General features: G+C 35.2%; 18 protein-coding genes, 5 tRNA genes and 2 pseudogenes. 9 read left to right on the top strand and 16 right to left on the bottom strand.

Annotated elements, in window-relative coordinates; translation table 11 throughout:
- A partial coding sequence (locus G6R09_RS05455; protein ID WP_163920976.1) for a helix-turn-helix domain-containing protein occupies positions 1-185 on the bottom strand: 185 nt, incomplete at its 3' end.
- A 113-nt stretch (positions 186-298) separates the two neighbouring features.
- Here G6R09_RS05455 and G6R09_RS05450 point away from each other — a divergent pair.
- A pseudogene (locus G6R09_RS05450) lies at positions 299-823 on the top strand (rhodanese-like domain-containing protein); the annotation flags it as partial.
- Between the two features lie 592 nt (positions 824-1,415).
- Here the strand turns inward: G6R09_RS05450 and G6R09_RS19905 are convergent.
- Positions 1,416-1,553 (bottom strand): annotated as a pseudogene (locus G6R09_RS19905) (methyltransferase type 12); the annotation flags it as partial.
- Between the two features lie 310 nt (positions 1,554-1,863).
- Between G6R09_RS19905 and G6R09_RS05445 the strand changes: the two are divergent.
- Complete coding sequence (locus G6R09_RS05445) at positions 1,864-2,409, top strand: hypothetical protein (protein ID WP_082955765.1); 546 nt, start codon at positions 1,864-1,866, stop codon at positions 2,407-2,409.
- The gene (locus G6R09_RS05440) at positions 2,406-4,424 is read left to right on the top strand and encodes a DNA phosphorothioation-associated putative methyltransferase (protein ID WP_065168713.1); all 2,019 of its coding nucleotides are present in this window, start codon (positions 2,406-2,408) and stop codon (positions 4,422-4,424) included. The genes G6R09_RS05445 and G6R09_RS05440 overlap by 4 nt, the downstream gene beginning before the upstream one ends.
- Here the strand turns inward: G6R09_RS05440 and G6R09_RS05435 are convergent.
- Genes G6R09_RS05435 through G6R09_RS05410 form a run of 6 tightly spaced genes read right to left on the bottom strand, consistent with a single transcriptional unit; the run spans position 4,421 to position 12,700 of the window.
- Positions 4,421-5,470: a cysteine desulfurase family protein gene (locus G6R09_RS05435; protein ID WP_065168712.1), complete on the bottom strand. Its 1,050-nt coding sequence runs from the start codon at positions 5,468-5,470 to the stop codon at positions 4,421-4,423. The genes G6R09_RS05440 and G6R09_RS05435 overlap by 4 nt on opposite strands.
- Positions 5,463-5,909, bottom strand: coding sequence for a hypothetical protein (locus tag G6R09_RS05430; RefSeq protein WP_065168711.1), 447 nt, complete (start codon positions 5,907-5,909; stop codon positions 5,463-5,465). The genes G6R09_RS05435 and G6R09_RS05430 overlap by 8 nt, the downstream gene beginning before the upstream one ends.
- Positions 5,902-7,962: an AAA family ATPase gene (locus tag G6R09_RS05425; RefSeq protein ID WP_163920973.1), complete on the bottom strand. Its 2,061-nt coding sequence runs from the start codon at positions 7,960-7,962 to the stop codon at positions 5,902-5,904. The genes G6R09_RS05430 and G6R09_RS05425 overlap by 8 nt, the downstream gene beginning before the upstream one ends.
- Positions 7,949-8,173, bottom strand: a complete 225-nt coding sequence (locus G6R09_RS05420; protein WP_065168709.1) for a CxC ATPase DNA modification system associated small protein — start codon at positions 8,171-8,173, stop codon at positions 7,949-7,951. Before G6R09_RS05420 ends, G6R09_RS05425 begins: the two co-directional genes overlap by 14 nt.
- A complete protein-coding gene (locus G6R09_RS05415; RefSeq protein ID WP_065168708.1) occupies positions 8,174-10,348 on the bottom strand; it encodes a DEAD/DEAH box helicase family protein in 2,175 nt (724 codons plus the stop codon).
- Between the two features lie 3 nt (positions 10,349-10,351).
- Complete coding sequence (locus G6R09_RS05410; protein WP_107272711.1) at positions 10,352-12,700, bottom strand: DUF262 domain-containing protein; 2,349 nt, start codon at positions 12,698-12,700, stop codon at positions 10,352-10,354.
- A 195-nt stretch (positions 12,701-12,895) separates the two neighbouring features.
- Here G6R09_RS05410 and G6R09_RS05405 point away from each other — a divergent pair, with 195 nt between their 5' ends.
- Genes G6R09_RS05405 through G6R09_RS05395 form a run of 3 tightly spaced genes read left to right on the top strand, consistent with a single transcriptional unit; the run spans position 12,896 to position 18,148 of the window.
- Positions 12,896-13,861 (top strand): DUF4007 family protein, encoded by a 966-nt coding sequence (locus tag G6R09_RS05405; RefSeq protein WP_082955764.1) that lies wholly within the window; start codon positions 12,896-12,898, stop codon positions 13,859-13,861.
- A 2-nt stretch (positions 13,862-13,863) separates the two neighbouring features.
- Positions 13,864-17,208 carry a hypothetical protein gene (locus G6R09_RS05400; RefSeq protein WP_163920970.1) on the top strand — a complete coding sequence of 1,115 codons (3,345 nt, stop codon included), beginning with the start codon at positions 13,864-13,866 and terminating at the stop codon, positions 17,206-17,208.
- A 16-nt stretch (positions 17,209-17,224) separates the two neighbouring features.
- Entirely contained in the window at positions 17,225-18,148 is a 924-nt protein-coding gene (locus G6R09_RS05395; protein ID WP_065168706.1) for a phosphoadenosine phosphosulfate reductase family protein, read from the top strand.
- 136 nt (positions 18,149-18,284) lie between these two features.
- Here the strand turns inward: G6R09_RS05395 and G6R09_RS05390 are convergent.
- The 5 genes from G6R09_RS05390 to G6R09_RS05370 form a co-directional block, all read right to left on the bottom strand.
- Positions 18,285-18,360 (bottom strand) — tRNA-Asn (locus G6R09_RS05390).
- Positions 18,361-18,366: 6 nt separating this feature from the next.
- Positions 18,367-18,441 (bottom strand) — tRNA-Gly (locus G6R09_RS05385).
- A 19-nt stretch (positions 18,442-18,460) separates the two neighbouring features.
- Positions 18,461-18,545, bottom strand: a tRNA-Tyr gene (locus tag G6R09_RS05380).
- 9 nt (positions 18,546-18,554) lie between these two features.
- A tRNA-Thr gene (locus G6R09_RS05375) sits at positions 18,555-18,630 on the bottom strand.
- Positions 18,631-18,677: 47 nt separating this feature from the next.
- Positions 18,678-18,768, bottom strand: a tRNA-Ser gene (locus G6R09_RS05370).
- Positions 18,769-18,972: 204 nt separating this feature from the next.
- On the opposite strand from G6R09_RS05370, the gene bla reads away from it, so the two are divergent.
- A complete protein-coding gene (bla, locus tag G6R09_RS05365; protein WP_065168705.1) occupies positions 18,973-19,830 on the top strand; it encodes a class A beta-lactamase in 858 nt (285 codons plus the stop codon).
- A 219-nt stretch (positions 19,831-20,049) separates the two neighbouring features.
- The gene (locus tag G6R09_RS05360) at positions 20,050-20,295 is read left to right on the top strand and encodes a Rho-binding antiterminator (RefSeq protein WP_163920968.1); all 246 of its coding nucleotides are present in this window, start codon (positions 20,050-20,052) and stop codon (positions 20,293-20,295) included.
- Between the two features lie 128 nt (positions 20,296-20,423).
- Here the strand turns inward: G6R09_RS05360 and G6R09_RS05355 are convergent, their stop codons facing one another.
- Positions 20,424-20,603 carry a hypothetical protein gene (locus G6R09_RS05355; protein ID WP_065168801.1) on the bottom strand — a complete coding sequence of 60 codons (180 nt, stop codon included), beginning with the start codon at positions 20,601-20,603 and terminating at the stop codon, positions 20,424-20,426.
- A 628-nt stretch (positions 20,604-21,231) separates the two neighbouring features.
- Between G6R09_RS05355 and G6R09_RS05350 the strand changes: the two genes are divergently transcribed.
- Positions 21,232-22,395 (top strand): MFS transporter, encoded by a 1,164-nt coding sequence (locus tag G6R09_RS05350; RefSeq protein ID WP_162270726.1) that lies wholly within the window; start codon positions 21,232-21,234, stop codon positions 22,393-22,395.
- Between the two features lie 88 nt (positions 22,396-22,483).
- Here G6R09_RS05350 and G6R09_RS05345 read toward each other — a convergent pair whose 3' ends face one another.
- A complete protein-coding gene (locus tag G6R09_RS05345; RefSeq protein WP_163920965.1) occupies positions 22,484-23,569 on the bottom strand; it encodes a linear amide C-N hydrolase in 1,086 nt (361 codons plus the stop codon).
- 135 nt (positions 23,570-23,704) lie between these two features.
- Positions 23,705-25,063, bottom strand: coding sequence for an NCS2 family permease (locus tag G6R09_RS05340; RefSeq protein ID WP_065168702.1), 1,359 nt, complete (start codon positions 25,061-25,063; stop codon positions 23,705-23,707).
- Positions 25,064-25,314 lie beyond the last annotated feature (251 nt).

The following is a 25,314-nucleotide window of genomic DNA, read 5'->3' as shown; positions in this document are numbered from 1 at the left end:
TTGCCTGGTGATTGTCCGCGACGTTGATGAACCAAACCAACAGCACCAAGATCTCGATAGCGTGTTATTAATCGTTGAACCTGACGAACACTGACATTAAGAAGCTGTGCAGCATCTTTACGTTTGATTCGTTTTTCACAAACATCACGAATTGTACCTAAGCGAAATATCTCTTTGTCATTCATGGTAACCAACATATTTTGTTTAACTCAAATTGATCAGCAGATACTGATCACTATAGAAAAACAGGACATTTTAGCTTTGCAGAAAAGAGACATTTTACCTTGGGAGCTACAATACATTCACTCAATTTCCTGATTACGTTAAAAACAATATGGATCCAGCTAAACATAAAAAAGTCGCGATGTTTTGTACTGGTGGTATTCGGTGTGAAAAATCTACTGCATATATGAAGCAACAAGGTTTTGAAGAGGTTTATCATCTTGAAGGCGGAATTTTAAAATACCTCGAAGAAGTCCCACAACAAGACAGCTTATGGCAAGGTGACTGTTATGTCTTTGATGGCCGAGTTGCAGTTAATCATCAATTAGAACAAGCCGATTATGATATTTGTAATGCCTGTCGATTACCCATTACTGCCGCAGATAAACAATCCGATTTATACGAGCAAGGTGTCAGTTGTCCTAAGTGTCATGGCCAACACTCACCACAACAACTTGCACGCTTTCGAGAACGTGAAAAACAAATATCTTTAGCTATCGCTAGAGGTGAACAACATATTGGTGAAGAAAGTACCCATCATCGAACAGCACGACGCGCAGAAAAACTGGCGAAGAAAAAGCAGCAACGTAATCAGCATTAACCAATTTAATGCAAGTTAAGTTCGCTTTGGCGGCAATTGCACAACCTTGGCTGCTGTGCAATTATGGTATTACGATTTAAAAATCGGTTGCTCACTCGCACTCACCATTAACGCTATTATTATTGAGCAGAGCAACAATGAACCTTTTTATATCAGGAAGTAATATTAATGAGTCAACCAGATAACGACCTCATCAAAGCCAGTGAAAGTGACTCAAAAAATGAATTTAAAACACCACAATTTCAAATAACGCGAGTACTTAGTATTACATTCAATGTGATATTAATTTTAGCGCAAATAAAATTATTGAAAACTCACGATATAGATATAAAAACCTATGGTGTCTTCATTTTTTGTAATATCAGTATCTTAGTTAATCTTTTTGCACCAAAGCTCACTAAACTAACCGTGAAGCAAGTCTCGAAATATAGCACTATGACGATGCTTGTGAGTGTGTTTTTATTTATTAGCCAGATATTTGCATAATCGACCTAAAAACCGCCTTAATCCTTTAAACATTAAGTGAGTAAGGCGGTTTTTGTAAGTGTCATACAACGCCACTCTACGACCTGTGATATATTTTATTTCTTCGTTACCACTCACCAACAAGTAATCGACTTTTGACACCATTAACTTGTAATCCCATCGCTTCAAACACATCATCAAAATTGCGACACGTTAACGGTAAATGAGGCAGTGATAATACCGCTTCATCAAAAAAGCGTTTTTGCTCTTGTTCGGTTTATAACTACAAATAAGCCTAACGAAGATATGTAACATCACCTAATTTCCACCATAATGTCTTGCTTATCTGTCCGAAATATACGGTCGTTTTTTCCGGACAATACATACAGATATCAATAATAAATAATCACGTAAATTGTTTACCCCTTGTTCGGCTGAAAATTACAAACAGTATCCGAAATAACACACTAAATTCGAACACTGCTTTCAAGTTTCTCTCTAATATTCTCACTAACAAAAAATTACTTTTGTTATACTTCAACTAATCATTAGCCATTAATAATAAAAGAAAAAAAATGAAAAACTCAATCATAAACTGGTATCAACAACGTCATCCTGAGTGGCAATTAACTAATAACAATGATCCAATTACTAACGAAACCAAAAGAATGATTGATGATTATAAAACACAAATCCTAATACCTATTGAACAACATTTTGGTCTCACAACTATTACCTATGGCTTCACATCTTTTGAACTTTATAAAAAAGTACAAAAATTATCCCCTCAACACACCGCACCCACTTTAGATCAACACACTAGTCATGAAGTGAATAGTCGAGGAAATCTTATCTGCAAACGTGGAGGTTTAGCCTGTGATTTTATCGTCGAGGGATTTGAAGAAAATATGGGCGTTATTGCAAAATATATCGTGCAGCACTTACCCTTTGACCGTATTTACTTCTATGCCAATAATAAACCACTTCATGTCAGCATTGGCCCAGACAATAACCACTTTATTCAATACATGTTGCCATCACCAAAAACAGGCTTACGTTATCCAAGAAAAAGATATAATAAAGATAACTACTTAACTGCAAAATTTAAGGATGAAATATGAATGCAGCACTATTTAAAGAGCTTATATCACAACTAAAAATAGGCAAACAATTACCTGATGCTGTATATCTTCATAAAGATGCCCTTATTGAAGTATCTGACTCATTACAGAATTTTATTCCAGCCGTTGCTCAAGCTGTTAAAGTTAGCGAATGGGATCTGGTAAAGCTTTATAAGAAAGAATTTCGACTATCGCTGTTAAGTTACCCTACTTTTTATTCAGAGTCTTACCCCGCCCTACAACAAAGTGTAAATATCAATTTAGTTAAGCTCACACATAAGGTAACTGATTACAGTAACTCAGATAATCCGCCTATCTTGCATCGTAAAGAAACCATGATCACACCGAGTAACCCGCACTTTAAACATTTTAAAAATATTACTCAAGAAGGTGAAAATGCAGGCTTATATGAAAATACTCGTATTATTGGTTTCAAACGTTCTTGGCACAATATTATAGAAAGACACGGTTATGAGTTAGTCGATGGAAGATTATTCAGATCCTCTGCTGTTAATCCATCTGTTGATGAGCCAAATATAGACCGACATAAAACAGCTATAGTACGGCACGATCTTTCAGCGCCTATGAAAACATTAGTTAAAAATGGTTATTTAAACGGTGAATATTCTATTTTTGACTATGGTTGCGGTCGAGGAGATGATCTCAGGGAGCTTGAAGCCCACGGAGTAGATGCTATCGGCTGGGATCCTAATTTTCAGCCAGATAACGATAAAACACCTTCAGATATCGTTAACTTAGGCTTTGTACTTAACGTTATTGAAGATCAAGATGAACGTTTAGCAGCATTGCTAAGTGCGTGGGAATTAACCGCTAGCTTACTTGTGGTATCGGTAATGCTTGCTAATGACAGCTACATTGCACAATTTAAATCATACAAAGATGGTGTTATTACTTCTCGTAATACATTTCAAAAATATTATGCGCAATCAGAAATCAAAGCATACATTGAACGAAATTTACAAGAAGAAGCAATAGCTGTTGCCCCCGGTATTTTTTATATCTTCAAAGATAAACTAGCAGAGCAAAGTTATCTTCAACAAAAATATAAACGTCATCATACATGGCAGCAACTCACATCGCCTCAGCCAGTAGATGCCAAAGATAAAGCTAAATTACTAATCACTCAACATCAGCAGCTATTTGATGATTTTTGGCATACCTGCTTAGATCTTGGCCGTATTCCAGCTAATGAAGAATTTAAGCAATCAGGAAAAATCAGAGAGCTCATTGGCTCACACAAAAAGGTATTCAATCTACTACAAGATATGTTTGATACTGAAGAGTTTGAACAAGCAGAAAAAAATCGCAAAGAGGATTTATTACTCTACTTTGCAATGGGGTTATTTGAAAAACGTAAACCTTACACACAACAACCAGAAGTATTAAAACGAGATATCAAAGCATTTTTTGATGAATATATCACCGCTATTAATCTAGCAACAGAGCTTTTATTCGCGATTGCTGATACTGAATTAATCAACACTCAATGTAAGAAAGCACATAAAACTATGTCTGCAAGTTTATTAAACGACAGTCATTCACTGATCTTTCATCGTGATTTTATTGATGAACTACCAGTATTATTGCGTGTTTATGTTGGTGCAGCGTTACAGATGTATGGTGAACTTGAGAACGATATTGATCTAATCAAAATTCATATTAGATCTGGCAAGCTAACTCTTACCGCTTATGATGATTTTGATAAATCAGTGCCATTCTTAGTTGAGCGTATTAAAATTAAGATGGCAGAGCAAGATATCGACTTCTTCGATTATATTGATGAGAATCGTAGACCGCCTTTACTAAACAAACACTTATTTATAGCTCAAAATAACACTATTTTTACACAACAAATGAGCTTCGATAAACGTTTATCGAAGCTCTTAGAAATTGATATGAATAAAGAAGTGCTAATCAATCGAAGTGTGTATGATATGCAACTAAACAAAATGCATAAGAAAGTAATAAACTTTAAACTCGTAAACGTAACTTAATAACACTTAAAAGGAGGCAAACTGATACGATAAGTTCGCCTAGCTTGCTCATCAGATAAACCAATTGCGTTGAGCACGTGCGAAGGCGTGTTCGACATAGTATTACATGCTGAGCCTTGAGATATTAACCAATTATTCTCAAGGTTAAACCGCTTAATTTCATTATCACTGTTAAAAGTTATGTTCCAAATTGTAGGCAAGGAGCTTGAGCTGCTATTCCTAACAAACTTGTAGCCTTTTATCAGTTGTTCAAAAAAATTCTGCTTCTTTGATGCTTCTTTAGGAAAGTTCTCAACTGCCGAGCCAAAGCCAACGATCAATGCCGTTGGAGAAGTGCCCCCTCGTAACCCCAGCTCCTGACCACCTCCATGAATTAAGGGTACAATCTCAGAATTTCGGGCATCCCTTATATAAAGAGCACCAATTCCTTTTGGCCCATAAATTTTATGGCCAGATAAAGACAACATATCAATATCCATATCATCAACATCTATATCTAGCTTACAAAAGCTTTGTGCTGCATCGGTATGAAAAATAATATCGTGTTCAAAAGCAATTGCTCCAATATCTGCAACTGGTTGCGTTGTTCCTAGTTCATTATTAACATGATGGATCGATATTAACTTTGTATCTTCACGAATTGCTTTTTTTATCGCATCAGTAGATATCTCACCGTGCTCATTTGGTGAAATATAAGTAATTTCAAAACCAATTTTTTCAAGAAAATTACAGGTATTAAGGATACATTTATGTTCAATAAGAGATGTTATAATATGACATTTTTCATTTAAGTACTTAAATGCTATTCCTTTTAAGGCCATATTATTAGCTTCACTAGCACCACTAGTAAAAATTATCTCACTAGGCATTGCGCCTATTTTTTTTGCAATTATCTTACGAGCTTCATCTATAGCTTCAGATGCTTTTCGTCCTTCAATATGACTAGAAGACGAATTAGCAAAATTATCTGTTTGCCAAAATGACATAGCATCTAATACTACTTCAGATACTGGTGTTGATGCTGCATAATCGAAATAATTATTCATTTTCTGTTAAATATTTAAAAGTTTTATCAAATAGAACGTTAGCGATGATAGGCTCACTAATATTATCAATAATCCAGTTATCAATATGCTTTAAACCACCATTACAGTACCCTTCAAATATTCCAATTGCATCTCTAAGATTTTCACTTTTTATTATTTCTAACGAAGGCTCTTTTAGTAAAGCGATAAGATATATATAAGCATCATGATTTGTTGATGAATATGTATCAAGTAATATAGGGATAGTGTTAACTTTCGATGCTATCGGCTCGTACTTACCCAACTGAACACCAACCAATGCTGCAAATACCATTAGTTCCTTAACCGTACTAAATATTGCTGACGATGCTCCTTTAGTTGAACAAAACTTTTCTTCCAATTTTTCAAAACGACAATCGCGACGAACAGGTAACTTCCGCCAATCAATTACATCAGCCATTTACTGATACCTCTTCTATAGTAACCATATCAAAATCACTTCCAAAGCGCACGACGTCATACATTTTACCTTGAACAGATAAATTGGTTGGGTATTGACCTTTAAATTCATCCTTTGTCAAAACAGTATGTTGTACTAAATTATATTCTTTCCCGATTTTTTTCCGAATACCTTTATCCGTATGACTTTCTGTCCATTGTGCTTGCGAAAACATAAATACAGACTGTTCAACGTTCTCAGCTATATAACGAACTAATTCACGTCCATTATCTGGACCAATAAATGCCAAAATGGAATCAGCAATAAATGGAGCTATTGTCCCTGGTGTTAATAGATGCTGTTTGTTATTTACTCTATCTTTTGAAAATTGGATTAAAGCAACAATAAAAGAAATAGATAACATTGCTTGATATCCATTCCCAGCAGCAACTTTTTTACCATACGTATCAACAATTACCCATGTGAAACTATTATTTTTTACATTAGTATTTTTTGCTACGGTATAACCATTAAATGCGACTTCATTAAATAAAGTTTGCATTTTATTTAAAATAACACCATCAACGTCTTTTTTAGAAGATTTAATCGCATCCTCATATAATTCCGCAATCTTATCCGTCGCTAGAATTAAGTTTCTTACCTTAACAGCTTTAGGTTGACTAAAAGATGCTCGTGACACTCGGATATCAATATCTTTTATATCTATTTTCTTTTTTTTAATCTGTTGTTCTAACAGAGGTATTTGACGATTTAGGATATCACATTTAGCCTTCACCGACTCTTTCTCTCTCTCAATGGATTTTATATCATCAAGGTCAGAGTCAACTATAACTAAACTCAATTCGTTAATTTTAGAATCAAGATCATAAATATGATCCTCTGTATCATCGATATCATCAAGCATTTTTTTCATTAAATCACGAGGAGATTTACTATTTTTCATCTTCTCTTTCAACTTAATAATTGTTGACCAACGCCTCTTTAAATCGGGATCTACTGCATATTTTCCTAACTCCTCTATAATTTTTGATGCCGCACTATCTACATGAATGCTTGAACCACAAATACATTCTTGATTATTTAGTATTTCACTTAATAATTGCTTATCCACTGAATATTTAAGAGATTTATTTAACTCTTCAGTATTTATAGAACTTGGTTCAAACTTTGATAATTTATCAGAATATGTTGACAATGCCCAATTAACCGTTTGTTTTAATTTATTATCCTGTAATTTATTTAGATTTCTCTGATGGCTTACTTTTAAAGTTTCTAATTGACTTCGGGTTTTTATTTTTTCTTCAATCACTGTTTTATCAAAACGTGAAAATTTAGCTATCTGATTTTCATATTCTTTTTCAGAAACATCTAGCTCTTCTTTCTTCCGTATAAGTTCAACTTCGTCTCTTTTTAAACTGTTTTCTATAACATCCTTATTCGATAACAATGTATCTATTTCATTGCTTGTATCATATTGTTTTAATTCTTTTTGATAGCCTGTTTTTATTTTATTTAAATGTTTAACTGTCATATTTGCTACAGTTAAACCTAATACTTTATCAATAGCATCTTTTATATGAGAAAAATTATTTTGACTATTTAAAGTTCCTGTTCCTTCTCCTTGATAAAAGAAATATTGAGACATTTCTATAGGTAAAAAAGTATTAATTAATGAATTTGGGTTGTTTTCAGGCTGTTCAACATAGCAACCGTCTTCAATTTCATATACTTGTAAGTTACTTTTAGCACTTGTCCGTGATTGAATTCTTCGGACTTCAAGAAGACGACCATCATGTTCAAGCTGTAAGAAAACACTAAAAGTATTAACGCCTTTGCTTGCTGCATGTTTATTTAATAAATTATTAGCATCAAGTAAGTTCTCTGTTGTTTCCTCATAAAGGCACCAACGTAAAGCATTAAGTAGCGCAGTTTTTCCTCCATTATTTTCACCATGAATAAGTGTTACACTTTTTTCAGATCCGATAGCAAAATTGATTATTTGTTTTTCATAGAATTGGCGAAAATTATTAATTTCAAGTCTAATTAGCTTCATTTACAATATCTTCCGCATTAATTTCTACGATTTCTTTAATTTTTTGAATATGACGACCATGTGCTACATCACCATAATAAATTTCTTTTTCTAATGTCATAATTTGCAACGCTGCTTTATGTACATTTGACTTTTTAGAATAATCATGATGAGCAGTCTGAGTTTCTCTATCTGCTTCCTGTAACAAAGCTTTAAATGCTTTCAAATCCATTTAATATACCTCTAACTGAATAGCCCTTTCTTCAACTTCCTTTGAATTCAAAGCCGTTAACTTAAAATCATTAATTCTATCAAGCTCAGCTTTTCGTAAATTATTACTAAATGAACTCCAACTACCAGGCATCGGTAATACAATAAAATCAACTATCAAAGCTTCACTTTTACCTTCAGACTTTCTTAATACACGTCCTCGTCGTTGGACATATTGTCGAGGATTTCGTGTACTTGCTAATATAAAAGCACTTTTGCATACAGGGACATCTATCCCTTCATCCAATACTTTCATAGCAACAAGAGATTCAATAGTCTTATTTCTAAAACTTTCCATGATTCTCTTACGCTCATTACTCGTCTCTTGTGATGTAAACTTCGCAACCCTACATCCGAATTCATGTAATGAATTAGTAACTTTAGTAATATATGTCTGATCGTCACTAGATGCTTTACCTTCCCCCACGTAAATAAGCGAATGCGCTAGAGACAACTGATTATTTTTTTTAAAATAGGCTAACAATGCTGGAAGTTTACCTTCACATGTTGCTAGCAACCTCGATCTAAATCCACACCACTTTGTAAGTGTTTGTTGCTCTTCATTATTTAACCCACTACTTTTAGCTTTAAGTATTAGTCTCTGAATTTTTAACGAGTAATCTTCATAAAGTTCTTGTTCTTCATCATTAAAGTATACTGGTACTAACTCATATCGATAAGGCGCTAATATGCCATCTCTTATTGCATCACTAAGAGTGTACTCACTAACTACACCTTTGAAATATGACATCAAATTATCTTTCACAATATCAGGGAATAGAGAGCCCTCTATCTCATCATCTTCACTTCTAAAAGGAGTAGCCGAGAGACCTATACGGTACTTTGCATTAGGCAAAGATTCAAAATAGCCAAGGGTTCCTAAATGATGACACTCATCACCAATAAATAAAATATCATCATTATTTACTTTACAAATACGAGACTGAAAGTGAATATCTGACATCGTCTTATTAACAACAACAACGCATACAAATGGAATTCCACCGCAGCGAAAACGTAAAATTTTCTTGTCTAATAACGAAATCCAGTTATTTGTATTCTCATAACATTTTATTGGCGATATATTAAATGGAGATAACTCTTTAACCCACTGATTAGCTAATTCTATATAAGGAACACTGATAACAACAAAGGTCCCAAATCCAGCTTTCCTTCTTTCTTCATAAAGTTCTACAAGTGCTGAAATAGATGTAAACGTTTTTCCTGAACCAGTAGCTAATTTAAACAATCCTTTGTGTTTGGCACGTTTCCAATTATCAATTGCTTCTATTTGATGAGGAAACAACTGAAAAGATCGTCCTTTTACTATTATAGGTTTACTTGGAAGCTTCGAATCAATATCAACTGTTATTAACTTTTGAATCGATTTAGAAAAGCTATATTTAAAAATTGGTTCAACATTATTTTCTTTTTTCTGTAGATCTAAATATAAATCTCTAGAAAAAAGTTCTTTACTCAAAAGTTCTAAATCTATGTTGGACTGAATATTTTTATAAAAAAATGAATCAAGTTCTACTACTTTCGTTCTCTTTTTATTATTGCTCCATAATGCGTTAAAATTATCTATTTCAATTTGAGCATATTTATGAAAACTATCTTGATCCCAACTAAAGAAGACAACAATTTCTTCAGAATTATATTTTGAAAGGCCACGTAATGTTTCATTAGCAGAGCCACTAAATACCACTGTTTCGTCATCTTGATAGAAAATCCCTACTTTTTTATGAAACATACCTTGATGAGTAAATGCAAACTTTATTTCTAACTGTTCTTTCGCAACGAGATACCTCAACAGTTTTAAGTTTCGATCATTAGATTCTAATAAAATATTAGTCAATTCATCAGTTCGAAAATTTATAGGGTTTTTTATCCCATCCATTACGGCTTCATATTCACAATCAGATAAAGGGTCACCAATAATCAGACGCATTTTTGCACCCGAAGAAATAAATCTCTCTACCCCCTCAGCTGCAGCAGATAAAACTTCAGATGAAAAATAACCAACAGCGCGATCATATCGCGCTGCTACACCTAATAAAGGTATATGAAAACTAGATAAAATATCATCTTCGTCTGAATCGTACTTTTCTTTGAGACCTATGCACGAAAACAGCATAGTTTACTCCCAATCTAACCATTGACTTAAATTTAACCATGCGTTCATTAACAGTACTTCTGTACGTTCATCAATAGCAGTTTTATCCCAATTATCAGCCCAGGTTATTTCAGAATATTTCTTTTCAAGCATAAGAATTGATACATTCTTTCTAGCGCTTTCAGATAAGTCACCTTCATTACGTAAGATAGTATTAATTTCTTTTATAGATTCATTATTGAGAGCTTCAAGCATATGCTGCTTAAGATCATACCAAGACTCTTGTGATTTTTGAGAAACACTATTTCGAGCATCAACAAGAATATTCCCTAACTTATTGTACACTTGAGGATCTGAAATATCTGAATTATTCCATTTTCTCAAGGCCTCTTTTGAACCGCTATAAACTCTCTTAATGCGGTCTTTATTAGAAATAAGCTCCCACATCAAAGGGGTCATGTATTGTGTATCAATCCTATCTACGCGCTCAAAACCTGTACTTTTCAACTCTAAGTTATTAAAAGCAGCTAAAACCAACAATTTAATACTTTTTGATTTAGTCAACATTTGTTGTTTAGAACAAATATCAATCCACTTATCAAGCACTTTATCTTTAAGTGAACCTTTACTATCAATTTTATCGGCAAGTTCTTTCTTAAAGAAGGTCTTTATTGCATCAACACTAAATTGCTCTGAATCTAAAGTTCCATTACTTAATTTATAAGCTTTATAGCCATCAATACCTTTTTCATGAAGTTTTTTATAAACCCCATCAATACCGTCAGCACCACCACTCATTGCTCGCCAAAGAATACTGAACGCAGTTACAGCTTTTAACACTGCCTCAAAACTTGAATACTCCGTGCCTGTATTTTCGTATTTCTTATCTTGTAAGATAAATTGAACTAATAAGCTAAGGACAATATCATGCTTCATATCAACCAAATAACGTAAACATACATTCGATATATCACGCTCTTTATCAACAACTAATTTCTTTACATCGGGTATTTCAGCTTGCCAATGATCAAATAAAAACTCAGATGTAACAGCCAAATAATTTAAATAATCATCTTTATTTCCATAACTACAGTTCTCATAGCTTTTTAACATTGCGTCTCGCTGGTCACGTAAACTTGTAACTTTTACTTTTCCTTGGTAAGCGCGAACGAAAGCTAGAATTAAGGCCTTTGTCTTATCATTTTTTTCTTTGCTTTTTATGATATTCTCAAACCTATCTGTAATTGAATTCAAAGTAGCTAAAGATAACTTAAGATTTTCTTCCAGTTCCCCATCCTTGCGCTTAATCCCTATATACTCAATTACTTTTGGTACAAATGTTTCAATTGCCGTTAAAGGTTCGCCTGTAGTATTAAGTGCTTCAAACATATCAAAAGCATATGATTCATTATTGACTTCAACGTAAGTCAAGCAAACTCTATGTAAAAGGAACTTTGTGAAAGCAACAATATATACTATTTGCTCAATTTTTTTATTTTTCTCAGCTACACTTAATAAATCAGCATCAATAGGAAAATCTAGACATAAATCCAATGTTTCCTTATCAAGAAAATCATTAATTGTTAACTTCTCTTCAATATCTCCGTCAGGCAACTTAAACTCAAAGCCATCTTGAACACAATTAAGCTGTTTTCTTATTTCTTTAATATTATTTACTACTCGTTTAGCTGAATCAGAATCACTCATTAAAGATAAATCTAAGGGTTTGAAAGTTACACTCTCAGACTGTTCTATCACATGTCGTTGATACGTAATCAAAAGCTGTGATATAGGACTTTCATATACAGCTTTATTCTCATCTTTTCCCCAACAATCAACTTGAGAACGTATAATTTTAGGAAAATATTTATACACAGTATGTTCAGCTGTTGTTTCAATAGAAAAATTAGAAGTATCAATTATGAGCTGAGAAACAATCTCTCTTAAACTCTCAAGAGTATCTAAAGCATCATCATTATCTTCAGTTTCAATGCTTTTTTTTAAATTTGGTAAAAGCACACGTAGCCTTTCATTCAAACATAAAATAATTAACATCAACGTCGATAAACGTTGTTGACCATCAATTATCAACTTAATATGAGTAGGTATCTGTCTTTTAGCAATAGGAAAAATAGTTGTTGCGCCGCTATCATCAACGCTAAGGATTGAACCTAAAAATATTATTGCGTCAGGTGATTCTAGAAGATTTCTAAATACATTTTCGCAATCAGAAAAAAGATCTCTAATATGCGTCTCTTCCCATGAATATGGTCGTTGATATGCCGGCATATAAAAGCCTGTATTTTTTTTATCACAAAGCACGTCAAAAACAGATTGAGGCTCTGCTTTAAAAATATCCAATGACTTTTGCATAGAAAGCTACCCTAAATAACCACAATTTAAATGCAGTCTTTTTAGCACACACTACAAACCATGCATATCAATTTATTGCATATCTGTGAGCACTATTATGTTATTTAACATTTAGCTATTAAATTCTACTATGCACTTAAGCACTTTGTTAGAATCGCGCTTGGATAAAATCTCCAAACGACTAAGGTAAGTACATTGACTATCGAATCGAGCACCCTAAAATTCTCAGGGCATCAAACATTTCCTATCCGATATGGCTGGATTTATAAAATAATTCAACAAGTTAATAATGGCTCCTCTATTTCTAGTACTGATAAATTAGAAAAGCAAATGCTAGAAATGGGGATGGGTAAGAACATGGTTCTTTCTATAAGGCATTGGATTCGCATACTAAACTTGGTCACTTGTACAGACAAAAAAAATCAAACTTATGAATTAACCGATTTAGCACAGCGACTGTTTGTTAATAATAACAAACAGTCGGCTTATGACGAGTATATAGATAAGATTGGAACTGTATGGCTACTTCATTGGCTGACGCAAAGTATTCCTACAGAAAATGCAGAACTCAACACTGCTCGCTGGTTTTTCAATTATTTTAATGGTATTCGCAGTGACAAAATGCAACTAGCTAAAGATATTAACCTGTCGTTAGTACATCATAATAAAGAGTTAACTGAAGCTACATTAAAAAAAGATATTGATTGTTTTTTTCAAACTTACGCATCTAAATACACTTCAAGTATGAAAGTAAATGAGGATAGTTTCACTTCACCTTTTACCGAGTTAGGTCTGCTAGTTCAGGTTGACTCAAAACATTACTTAGCTGAATTAGCAGAAAGAAAATCACTTCCTATTGAAGTGTTTACATTTGCATTAATTGATTTTTTTCAGAAAAAGCAAAAAAACAGTTCAGGTGAAATCAAGAGTGATGAAACTACACTTTCCTTTGATAGCTTACTAAATGATGTTGGTTCACCGGGCAAAATTTTCCGGTTAACATCTAACGGCCTTAGCGAAAAGTTAGATCAAGTAGAAGTTCTCACTCAAGGAAAGATCGCTTGGACTGATACTCAAGGTTTGAAGCAAATCCAACACCATTTTGAAAATCTACATAAAGTAGAACCAAGCATATACTTAGATAGTTACTACCAGAGATAATTATGACTTTAGCGGAACAATATTCAATTGCAGTTAGACATCAACGTTCAACACGTATTGATAGTGACTTATCGGTAGAGTTTTTCTCGGGTCTTGTATATCACGGTACAGCACAAACAGCATTAGAAACTTTATTACGTCAATTTGAACAAACAGACCAAAGTGCTTATACACTAACAGGCCCTTATGGGTCAGGTAAATCTACAATAGCTTTATTACTTACAGGTCTACTTAATGCAGACAAAGCTATTTACGATGCTGCTCGTCAAACGATTAATAACCAAACTCAAAAACTACTCAATAAAAGCATTCCTTACAATAAAGGATGGCTGCAAATTTGTTCAGTTGGAGGAGTAAATACTCCTATAGATGTTTTTTGGGATGCTACTCTCAATGCACTAAAAGATCACCCTAATACGGCAGATCTAACAAATAAATACCAAAAGATAACACCAAAAAATGAAGCTGAGCTTATCTCCCATTGGGAATCATTGTTTGAAGAAGTAAAACCATTTGTTGATGGTGTGCTAATTCTTGCTGATGAAATGGGAAAAACACTTGAATACATAAATAAAAGCAAAGGAGAGCTACACTTATTCCAAGATTTAGCAGAAGTATTAGGACGTGTTAACACACCTGTTATCTTCCTTGGTTTACTACACCAAGCATTTAGCGAATATGCGAAAGATCGCGGAACAAAACTTCAGGAAGAATGGGGGAAAATTCAAGGTCGATACGCTGACATCCCATACAATGTTTCTACTGACGAAACTATCGCACTAATTGCACAATCAATCGTTCCTTCGGAAGCGGTAAGTAAAGATACTACTGCCTATATCGATATGACTTTGAATGCTATCGCCTCTTTAGACAATAATAAAAATCGCATAGAGCAATTATCAGCACGTTTACATAATGTAGCACCATTGCATCCATTAGTTGCACTTATTCTTGGACCTATATCTAAGCGTCGATTCAGCCAAAATGAACGTAGTACATTTGGATTCTTAAATTCACATGAACAGTATAGCTTCCAAATGTTTTTAAAAAACCATAGTGATTGTAATGAACGCTATAGTTTACATCATTTATGGGATTACTTAGAAACCAACTTAGAGCATGCCATCTTAGGCTCCCCTGATGGACGTGGTTGGGCTGAAGCCTCTGAAGTGATCAATCGTATTGATGTGCCAGAAACAACACTAAATATATTAAAATCAATAGCGCTAATTTCTCTGTTCGGTAAGGCCGCTAAGTTATACCCGACAGAATTAACATTACAAGCAGCTGTAGGGATTAACGACGCTTTAGAGTTGAGAGAGCACCTTTCTAGCTTACAAAATATTTCTGCCATTATTTATCGTAAATACCAATCATCATGGGTTATTTTTGAAGGTAGTGATTTAGATATTCCAGCACTCCTTGAAGACAAGATAGAGCAATTAACCAATAGTAATGAAGCTATAGAGAATATTAAATTCTCTAAACAAATCATTGCTAAAGGTCATTATCATACTTTTGGTAGTTTACGTTGGGCAGAACAATCATTACTTCAACATTTAGATGGCATAGATCTAGGTAAAATCAACTTCCTGCAAAAAGGTGAATTTGCTAACTTTATCTTATTAACCTCTCCTATTGATGACGATAAATTAAGCGTATTTACAAAAAACAACTCAACAATAGCATTAGCGAATGCATTTAACGCATCTGAAATCCAAACTTATGCAAAAGAAGTGTATGCATTAGAGCTAATTAAAGCTGACAAAGATATTGGGTCAACGTTAGTCCACGACAAAGTTGCTCAAAAAGAATATGAAAGTCGTCTTTCTGATGCAAATAAAATGCTTTGGGCAGCAATTGATGAAGGGTTTACCTATTCCTTTTGGTTCACGAGAGGCTCAAAGCAAAAATTATTGCCCCTTAGTGAAATAGCAAGTGATCTAGCTGACGACATTTATTTTAAAAGTCCAAGTATCTTGAATGAACTAGTAAACCGCAATAAGCTCTCCGGCACAGCAGTCTCAGCTCGTAAAAAGTTACTAGAAGCGATGCTTGACTATAGTGATGAAAAACACTTAGGTATTACTGGTTTCCCACCAGAAATGTCAATGTATATAAGTTGTTTAAAAAGCACAAACCTACATATTGAAAAGGATGGCGAATGGCAGTGGTCTACAGAAAAAATGCCATCTAAGCTCAAAGGTTTATTTGAAACAACCACTGATTATTTAAGTGATAATGCAGGCAGCAAAATCAATCTCGGTGATATTGAATCAATATGGTCAAGTGCGCCTTACGGTTTAAGCAGTGGTGTATTTCCTATTCTAGTATTTGCCTACTTACAAACACTGGGACAAGATATTGCCTTTTATGAAAAAGTTATGTCAGGTGATTTTGAATTCATTTCAGAGCCTGATATCGACTACGTCCATAAGTTACAAAAATCGCCCAAAGAGCTTGCTGTTAAATTCATTAAATTAGAAGACCAAGATAAGGAATGGTTGCAATTACTTGCATCTTATGCGGCAACACTAACAACACGTTCTGTTACTACTAATTTATTATCAGTAGCTACTCCATTCGTAACAACGATGCACGGCTTATCCTATTGGGTTAAAAATGCAAATAACCTAGTTCACGATGATAGCGCATTGAATAAAAAAGTATTACGTTTACGTGATGCCTTTTTACAAGCAAATGACCCTCATGAGCTTCTTATTAAGAAAATAGTTCAAGTCATTGACCCTGATAATAAAATGACATTTATTGAACGTGTTGATGAAATTGAAAAATGTGTGACTATTTTAAAAGCAGCGCATGAAAAAATGCTTAGCCACATGAATTCAAAGATTAAACAATTATTTCCAGAAACTGGGGATAAATTAATCAACATGTGCCAAGTTGTAGAAGAAAAATCCGGAGATTTACGATTAAAATCCTTTGCTCGAGAGCTCGGTAAGAGCCAGGAATTTGGTCTTAAATGGCTAGAGTCTCTTATTGCTGTTGTCGTTGGTCGTGGCATTCAAAACTGGAATGAGACCAACTTACTGACTGCAGAGCAAAAAATTAGTGATTATGCACAAGACTTTTTACGCATTGTAAAAGCAAGTCAGGTAACCCGAACTACAGAAGTGCAAAACAAAATTGAAACCAAAAACATTTCTCTTGTTTTAGAAGAAACAAATGGACTTATAAACTATACAAAAGAAATTAAGTTAACAAACAACCCTCTTACAGAAGAAACAAAGAATGCTATTCAAGTAGAACTAGCAACACTTTCTGAGTTTGAAAGAATTGATGTTCTACATCGGTTACTAAAAGAAGCATTAGTGGCACAAAGCTAAGATATAGGCATTAGTCATGAGCACAAACAAAAAAGTTAAACATGTTTTAGGCCTATCTGGTGGTAAAGACAGTGCAGCACTCGCAATTTATATGGCGAGAGAATACCCTGAAATTGATATCGACTACTTTTTTACCGATACAGGTTATGAGCTTCCAGAGGTCTATGAATTCATTGAAGAACTAGAAAGCCTTTTAGGAAAAAATGTTCTACATATTAATCATACAGAACGATTTGTTAATAACGACGTAAAAGTTTTTGATAAGCTTCTAGTGGAACACAACAATTTCTTACCCTCTGGACGACAGCGTTGGTGTACGATTCGTATGAAACTGGAGCCCTTCGAGCGCTGGATTAAGCCTTTTCTTGATGATGGCTATGAGGTCATTTCATATGTTGGTATACGAGCAGATGAGCCTTGGCGTGATGGCTATAAACCAAATGAATCACAAAAGAGCCTAACTATAAAAATGCCTTTTGCGGAAGATGGCATAAAAAAAGCAGGTGTACTTTCTATTCTTGAAAGTGCTGGAATAGGTTTACCTAAGTATTATGAATGGCGATCTCGTTCTGGCTGTACATTCTGTTTCTTCCAGCGAAAAATTGAATGGATACGCTTAATGGAACGTTACCCAGATGCTTTTGAAGAAGCAAAGGCATTTGAAAAACAGGCAGATACCAGTGCTAATGGTGAAACATTCTATTGGATGGGACCTAACGAGCCATTAACAACGCTAGAAGATCCTGCTCGTATTGCACAAATCAAAGAAAATCATGAGAAATCACTTAAGCGTTTTGAAAAGAAAAAACTAAGAGAACGAAATAGAAAACTTGGTATGCATGCAATGGTTGATGAAGAGCAACTTATCGAGACATTAAGCATGGATGAGATTTATGATGATGTTGAAGGCGGCGGTGCTTGTATAACGTGTTATAAATAAAAACTTAACTTAAGCTCCATTAGCTCCATTTACAAACGGTGGTCACCATTTTGGTCACCGTTTGGACACAACACGATTTGCAGGCTATTTTCTCCAGACGTAAAAAAGCCCGCAATTGCTTGCGGGCTTCTCTATTTGGCTCCCTCTACTGGACTTGAACCAGTGACATACGGATTAACAGTCCGCCGTTCTACCAACTGAACTAAGAGGGAATTGTTTGGAGCAGGTAGCGGGAATCGAACCCGCATCTCAAGCTTGGAAGGCTGGAGTAATAGCCATTATACGATACCTGCGATGTATCTTTTCAAATTATGGTGGTGGGAGAAGGATTCGAACCTTCGAAGGCAGTGCCGGCAGATTTACAATCTGCTCCCTTTGGCCACTCGGGAATCCCACCGAAATTTAATGGTGCCGACTACCGGAGTCGAACTGGTGACCTACTGATTACAAGTCAGTTGCTCTACCTACTGAGCTAAGTCGGCACACTAATTTCTTTTTTATTGTAAAGCCTAAGCTCAACAATTAAATTTGGCGGAGAGATAGGGATTTGAACCCTAGATACGCTATAAACGTATGCCGGTTTTCAAGACCGGTGCTTTCAACCACTCAGCCATCTCTCCGTAATTGCGGTGAATATTATAGTTCTCAGCCGCAACTGTAAAGCAAAAAAACACAAAAAAGTTCTAACTAGCCATTTTTTAAGCAAAAAGTTCATAACAAATACATTCCTTACCTATTATTACACTATTGTCATCTATCTTGGTTCGCATCATCGAATTATTAAGTACAATTCAGCTCCAATTATTAACATCAGAGCATTGTTTATGAAGCTGCGCATTATCACTAGCACGCTGCTACTCTCTTTTAGCCAGTTAGCATCAGCACAAATAAGCCAGATTAGCCCCGAGCTAGCGAAAATCGAGCACCAACTAGGAGGCACAGTCGCTGTCGCTGTATATAACGCCAATACCAATACAAGTTGGAACTACCATGGCGAACAGCGTGTGCCAATGATGAGTACTTTTAAAACCTTAGCCTGTGCCGACCTATTACATCAGGCTGATACTCAACGTATTGACTTAAACCAGGCTATCACAATTAAACAAAGTGATATTTTAAGCTATGCGCCAGTCACAACTGATCGTGTTGGTACCAGCATGACATTGGCTCAATTATGTAATGCAACCATGTTAACCAGTGATAACACTGCTGCTAACCTTGTGCTTAATAATATTGGTGGGCCTAAGAGTGTCACGCAATTTATTCGTACCCTTGATGACAAAATCACACGTCTTGATAGAATCGAGCCTAATGTTAATAATGTCAGTACTGCGGAACTGCGCGATACCACTACCCCTATCGCAATAAATTCAACCTTATATCATCTTCTATATACAGATGCGTTATCAACAAGTGCTCGCAAGCAGTTAAAGCAATGGATGATGGACAATAAAGTCTCTGATCCCTTACTTCGTGCTGTTCTACCCGCTGGCTGGCACATTGCAGATCGTTCAGGGTATGACAGTACATATGGTTCACGCGGCATTACTGCAGCTGTTTGGCAGCAAGGTAAGCAGCCAATCATGATCAGTATTTATTTAGCCCAAACGGGAAAACCAATGGCGGAACTCAATACCACCATCGCCAACATTGGCCAACTAATTTTTCAGCATTTAAAATAAAAGACGATAAAAGAATGCAGAGAGGATCTATTTAGTGTCCTCTTTTGCTATTGTTTATATTATTTATTACAAATTAGATATGATGATGCGTTTACTGATTGCGGGAATAATGGATTTTTTAGGTATGTTACTCACCTTTATCCATAATATTTTAGAGCTATTTAGATAATATCTTACTTTGAGATTTTAGCTGATTATTAATACTGCGAGGATAATACAATGCTAAGTTGCCACCAACATGATTATATTGAAATAGCATGTATGCATCATTTGACGATAAAACTCACCCTGAGCGATGGTAGTCAGATTGTAGGTATTGCTCACGATACTTTTTATAATCAAAATCGAGAGGAGTGTATGATGTTATTAGTTGAGCAACATCAACAACCTGTCATATTAGATAATCTTGTATCGATGATAGCGATGACAAAAAACCCGCATTTTTCGACAATAAATTTCAAATAACGCATTGATTAAAAAATAATTTACATTGTAAATACGATCACTTGTTCTCTATTTACAATAATTAAAAATGGCGTTTCTATTTTTCCTAATAGAAACGCCATTTTTAATTATTGGTACCGTATAGGTAATTATGCAAACCTTATCTCTCCTTGCTCATCTAAAGAAAGTGTAGCTTTTGCTTCACCAATCAATTGTGCTGCATAAGAAGGTGTAACAGCACGTAATTCGCCTTTCGTTGATAAAAAACTACCTTCCCATGCTTGATCTCGGTATGTGCCTGATTCTAAGATTTCAATAACTACTTTCATAATAAACCCCAACATTAATTAATAATGGCAAAAACATAAGCCTATTTGCCTTACAATCGAATTTACCAGCATTAAATTAATTGTCATCCTACTTAAATTGCAACGTTAGATACACAAATCGAGTGCATGAAAAATCACTATCACGAAAAATGCTTATTGAAATCTCTTCTCACATTAAGATCATGACTTTCACAGCAAAGAAAAATGACAACGCATTGTTTTTAAATAAAATTAAATGTAAACGTCAGTTTTTAGTAATTAAATGACAGTATTTTGCTATTTTGTCTATATTTCGATAATTTTTAATTTAATAGATAAATTTAGACAAAAAGAAGTTCTCGCAAAGCAAGTTTCCATTTTTGATCACTTCAACACACCAAAATGGCCTAAATAGATGAATTAATCACCACCATTCTCATTATTATCAGTAAAAAGCCTTATATAGCTCATGGGTATTTGTCTGCAACCGAACATAACCTGCCCCAATTAAATATAAAAAATAGTTATATTAAAAAACCACTTTATGTAACCAATGTCTCACATATATTACATTTATTACGTTAAAAGTAGAAAATCAACCCAACAAAGACCTAGAATAAATAAGTTTTTTCTATATATGGAAGGGTTAATGACAAGGATTACAGAGAATCACCTCAAATATACAAGTTATAATGGGGTCTTATTTTCTCTAGGGCTGTTTTCAATCGGTACAGCCTTTTTAATGAGTATTTTACCGTTTACTTTTAAGCATTTTGGATTTGATAAATCATTTGTACGCGATCTCACCAGCATTTATTATTTAGGTGTCTTATTAGGTGTATTCGTAACAAAACCCATCATCAATAAGTTGCAATATAAGTGGGGAATTTTATTTTTTATCTGCTTATATTTAATAACAGTAACTATTTTAGCTAGCTATCCTTATATTTCTATTTGGTTGGCCTGTCGTTTTTTTGCAGGTATCGCTGTCGCAGGTATTTATATTTCATGTGAATCCTGGCTATTATTAGTTACACCAAAATCGCAACAAGCAGCACGATTAGCAACTAATACCGCGGTATTGTGTATAGGCCGCGCCCTTGGCCAAACGGGAATTAGCATCACAGGAACCGAAGGTTATACGCCTTTTATTGCTATTTCTATTATGATTCTTTGTTCACTCTTGCCATTAATGGTGATGTGTAAAACAGCGCCAATAATAACCAAAGCCACTAAAATAAATTTAGAAATTATTGGTAAAATTAATATTCAAGGCTTATTTGGCTGTTTAGCTTCTGGACTGATTTTAGGTTCTTTATATGGATTAATGCCATTAGAGCTCCATAATTGTGGTTATGATCAGCACAAAACCAGCTACTTTATGGTGAGTATTATCATCGGTGGTATATTGGCTAAGCCAATAGCAAAAGTTATTCAAACCAAATTAACTAAACCACAATCCATTATTGTATTTAGCGCAGTAGGTATTGCTGCAATGCTAGGTTTTCAATTCACTGAAAATACAATCATACTGTTTATTTGCAGTACCCTATTTGGTAGCGCTATTTTCGCCTTATACCCAATAGCTATAGCACAATCAACACAATCTCTGAATGATGAGCTGTTATTTGCTAATGCTCAAATTATGTTTTTTGCCTTTAGTATTGGGGCAGTACTCAGTCCTTTATTTGCTCATCCGTTTATGTCTGTTCCACATGGTCTTCTGGATTATTTTATTATGATATTTGCTGCTATTTCTGCTTATCTATTAATTCATAAAGCGCCGCCTGAACCAAAAGTGCAACTCGCTTAATTGCAAAAAAGCTAGCGTGTAAACTGACTCTCACTCATTAATATTCATGAGTGAGAGTCTTTTTGATTACGATAATGATAGCTTTTGGTTATTTAACAGCTACATTCTGATAGCTAAATTTACCATTATCTAGCGCTTGAATATGTTCTTGTTTAGCGTTGAAGTTAAGTGTTGCTAAGTCAACTCGGCGAATGGTGCTGTCATACATCGTTTTGTAGTACAACTCGCCGTTATTCTGATCAATAACAGAGGTCCATTGAGTCGCACTCGGTAGATCAGGAATATGGGCTTTATCGTTAAACTCACTCCCAATTGGAATATCAAAATTATTCAGAATATGAAATGCTTGTGATACTGCCTGCTGTGCTGTTTTTAAAGCGGGTGCACTATTAACGTAAAATGCAGCACGAACAAATCGTGATGGTGGTGAGATATCACCTGGTAAACCAACAAAATTAGAGCCGACACCAAAAGACTGTGCTTCGACACCATTAATCTGCTGTGGCTTACTAATACCAGGATGCAAATTGATATAGTTATTGAGGTTAGTCACTTGCCAATTATAGTCAGGCGAGTTAGTTAGCACTTTAGCGGTATTTTTATAAATATTAATCTTACCGTGATCCATAATTTCAATCACAATACTGTTGCCCTGCTTATCAGACACTCGCCAATGTGCAGTAGGCGATGGTTGTCCTTTGTCATCAAAATAAACAGTAACAATCTTAATCTTACTCAATGCCGCTTCAACCTCAGCAACCGTTGAGTATTGGCTTAACATCCAACGCACAAAATCCATATCAGTAATATTATTGGCGGTATCTTTTGGATCATAAGTTGCTAATGAGCCATAACCACGGAAATAAAATAACCCTGCTGTTAGGCCCTTTTCATTAAGCCCTTCAGCAATGAACTTATCATCACTAACAGATATGCCAGCAAAACCATACTTACTCTTCCACGTTAGTCCCGATTTCTGATCAGGCATGGTTGAAGTATACGAATAATTACGCGGTGCAATAATAAGTTTACTATTGAGATCACTGTGTCCCCACTCAATAGTACGCGCTTGAATATGATCATTACCTGTTGTCGCTAATGTAATTCCAGTACAGGCATTGGCAGCCTGGCTAAATCCGATCGCAACAACCAACGCTAATAAGGTTTTTTTCATTGCTAAAAATTCCATCATTAAAGATATATGGCGTTATTTTACCTTGAGTATAGATAAAAAACACTGGTTAGAATTTTCGAAACAAAAAAACCCGCGAAAGATCGCGGGTTAATCATCAATACAGATCTGTGGTGTTTAAATAGCCCAGCCACCAGCATAAAAGACCACAAGTGCTATCGCAATAATAACAGTACCTATATTGAGGCGTTTAAAATCACCCGATACCACACGTCCAATCACTAAACTCACAAAGCCAAGCATGATACCAGTAACAATATTACCTGTAAGAACGATGAAAACCGCACATAACAACCCTGATAACGCATCAACAGAGTCGTTCATATCTAGCTTACTAACATTACTAAGCATCAATAAACCAACATACATTAATGCAGGCGCGGTCGCATAAGACGGTACTAAATAACTTAACGGTGCTAAAAACAGCATCAATACAAATAACAGACCAACCGTTGTTGCCGTCAAACCAGTTTTACCACCCGCTGCCGTGCCTGCTGCTGATTCAATATAAACCGCAGCTGGTGAGCCACCCACAAAGCCGGCAAAAATGCTGCTAACTGAATCGGCGGTTAATGCTTTACCACCACTAATAATATTACCGCGCTCTGTCAATAAATTCGCTTGGCCTGCAACCGCACGAATGGTACCCGTTGCATCAAAAATAGCCGTCATCACTAACGCTAATACTGTCGGTAAAATCACCGGATTAAGCGCGCCCATAATATCAAGAGAGCCTAATAATGAGCCGTCACCGCCAAATGTTGGTAATGCAAACAAACCGTGGTATTTCACATTGGGATCAAAAATCAATCCAAACACAGAAATCGCAATAATTACCAGTAAAATACCACCAGGCACACGACGCTTTTCAAGCCCAAGAATAGCCGCTAAACCCACCAACGACATAATCACTGGCAGTGACACAAAATCACCAAAAGCAACGGGCAAACCCGCTTGCGGATTTTTAATAACCAGACCGACACCATTGGCAGCAATCAACAATAAAAACAGACCAATACCGATACCTGTGCCGTGTGCAATCCCGGTTGGCATGTTTCTCATGATCCAACCACGAATACCGGTAACCGTAATAAAAGTAAACACCACGCCCATCAAGAACACCGCACCTAATGCAACCGGAATACTGACGCCTTGTCCGAGCACTAAACTAAATGCAGTAAAAGCCGTTAATGATATCGCACAACCAATAGCCATTGGCAAACGTGCCCATAGCCCCATCAACAATGAACCAAAAGCCGCCACTAAACAGGTAGCAATAAATACTGCACTTTGATCAAACCCTGCAGCGCCCAACATACTGGGTACCACAATCACCGAATAAACCATAGCTAAAAAAGTGGTTAACCCTGCGATAATTTCTTGTTTAACGCTGCTACCACGTGCTGATATTTGAAAATAACGGTCTAAACCACGTGTTGATTCATTTGGAGTGTTATGTGTACTGTCAACAGACATGATGTCTTCCTATAATTGTCTGGTTTCAATCCGCTATCATTGGTCGCTAATCCTCATTTACTACCAACGCAAACGTTTACTTTATTAGAGAAAATAAAAGGCTGACGTTATTACGCCTCAGCCTTTAGATCCCCTGTCACCTTATAATGATACCTAGAAAGTCACTCTCCCTGCCACCATAAACTGATATTTAGGCCTAATAACAATAAATTTTTTATCCTCACCATAAAAATTAATCACATTACAAATAA

The organism is Photobacterium sp. Alg240-V54, assembly GCF_900537155.1.
Classification (GTDB): domain Bacteria; phylum Pseudomonadota; class Gammaproteobacteria; order Enterobacterales; family Vibrionaceae; genus Photobacterium.
Note: the sequence above shows the minus strand (reverse complement) of the source record. Positions and strands in the feature narration are given on the sequence as shown.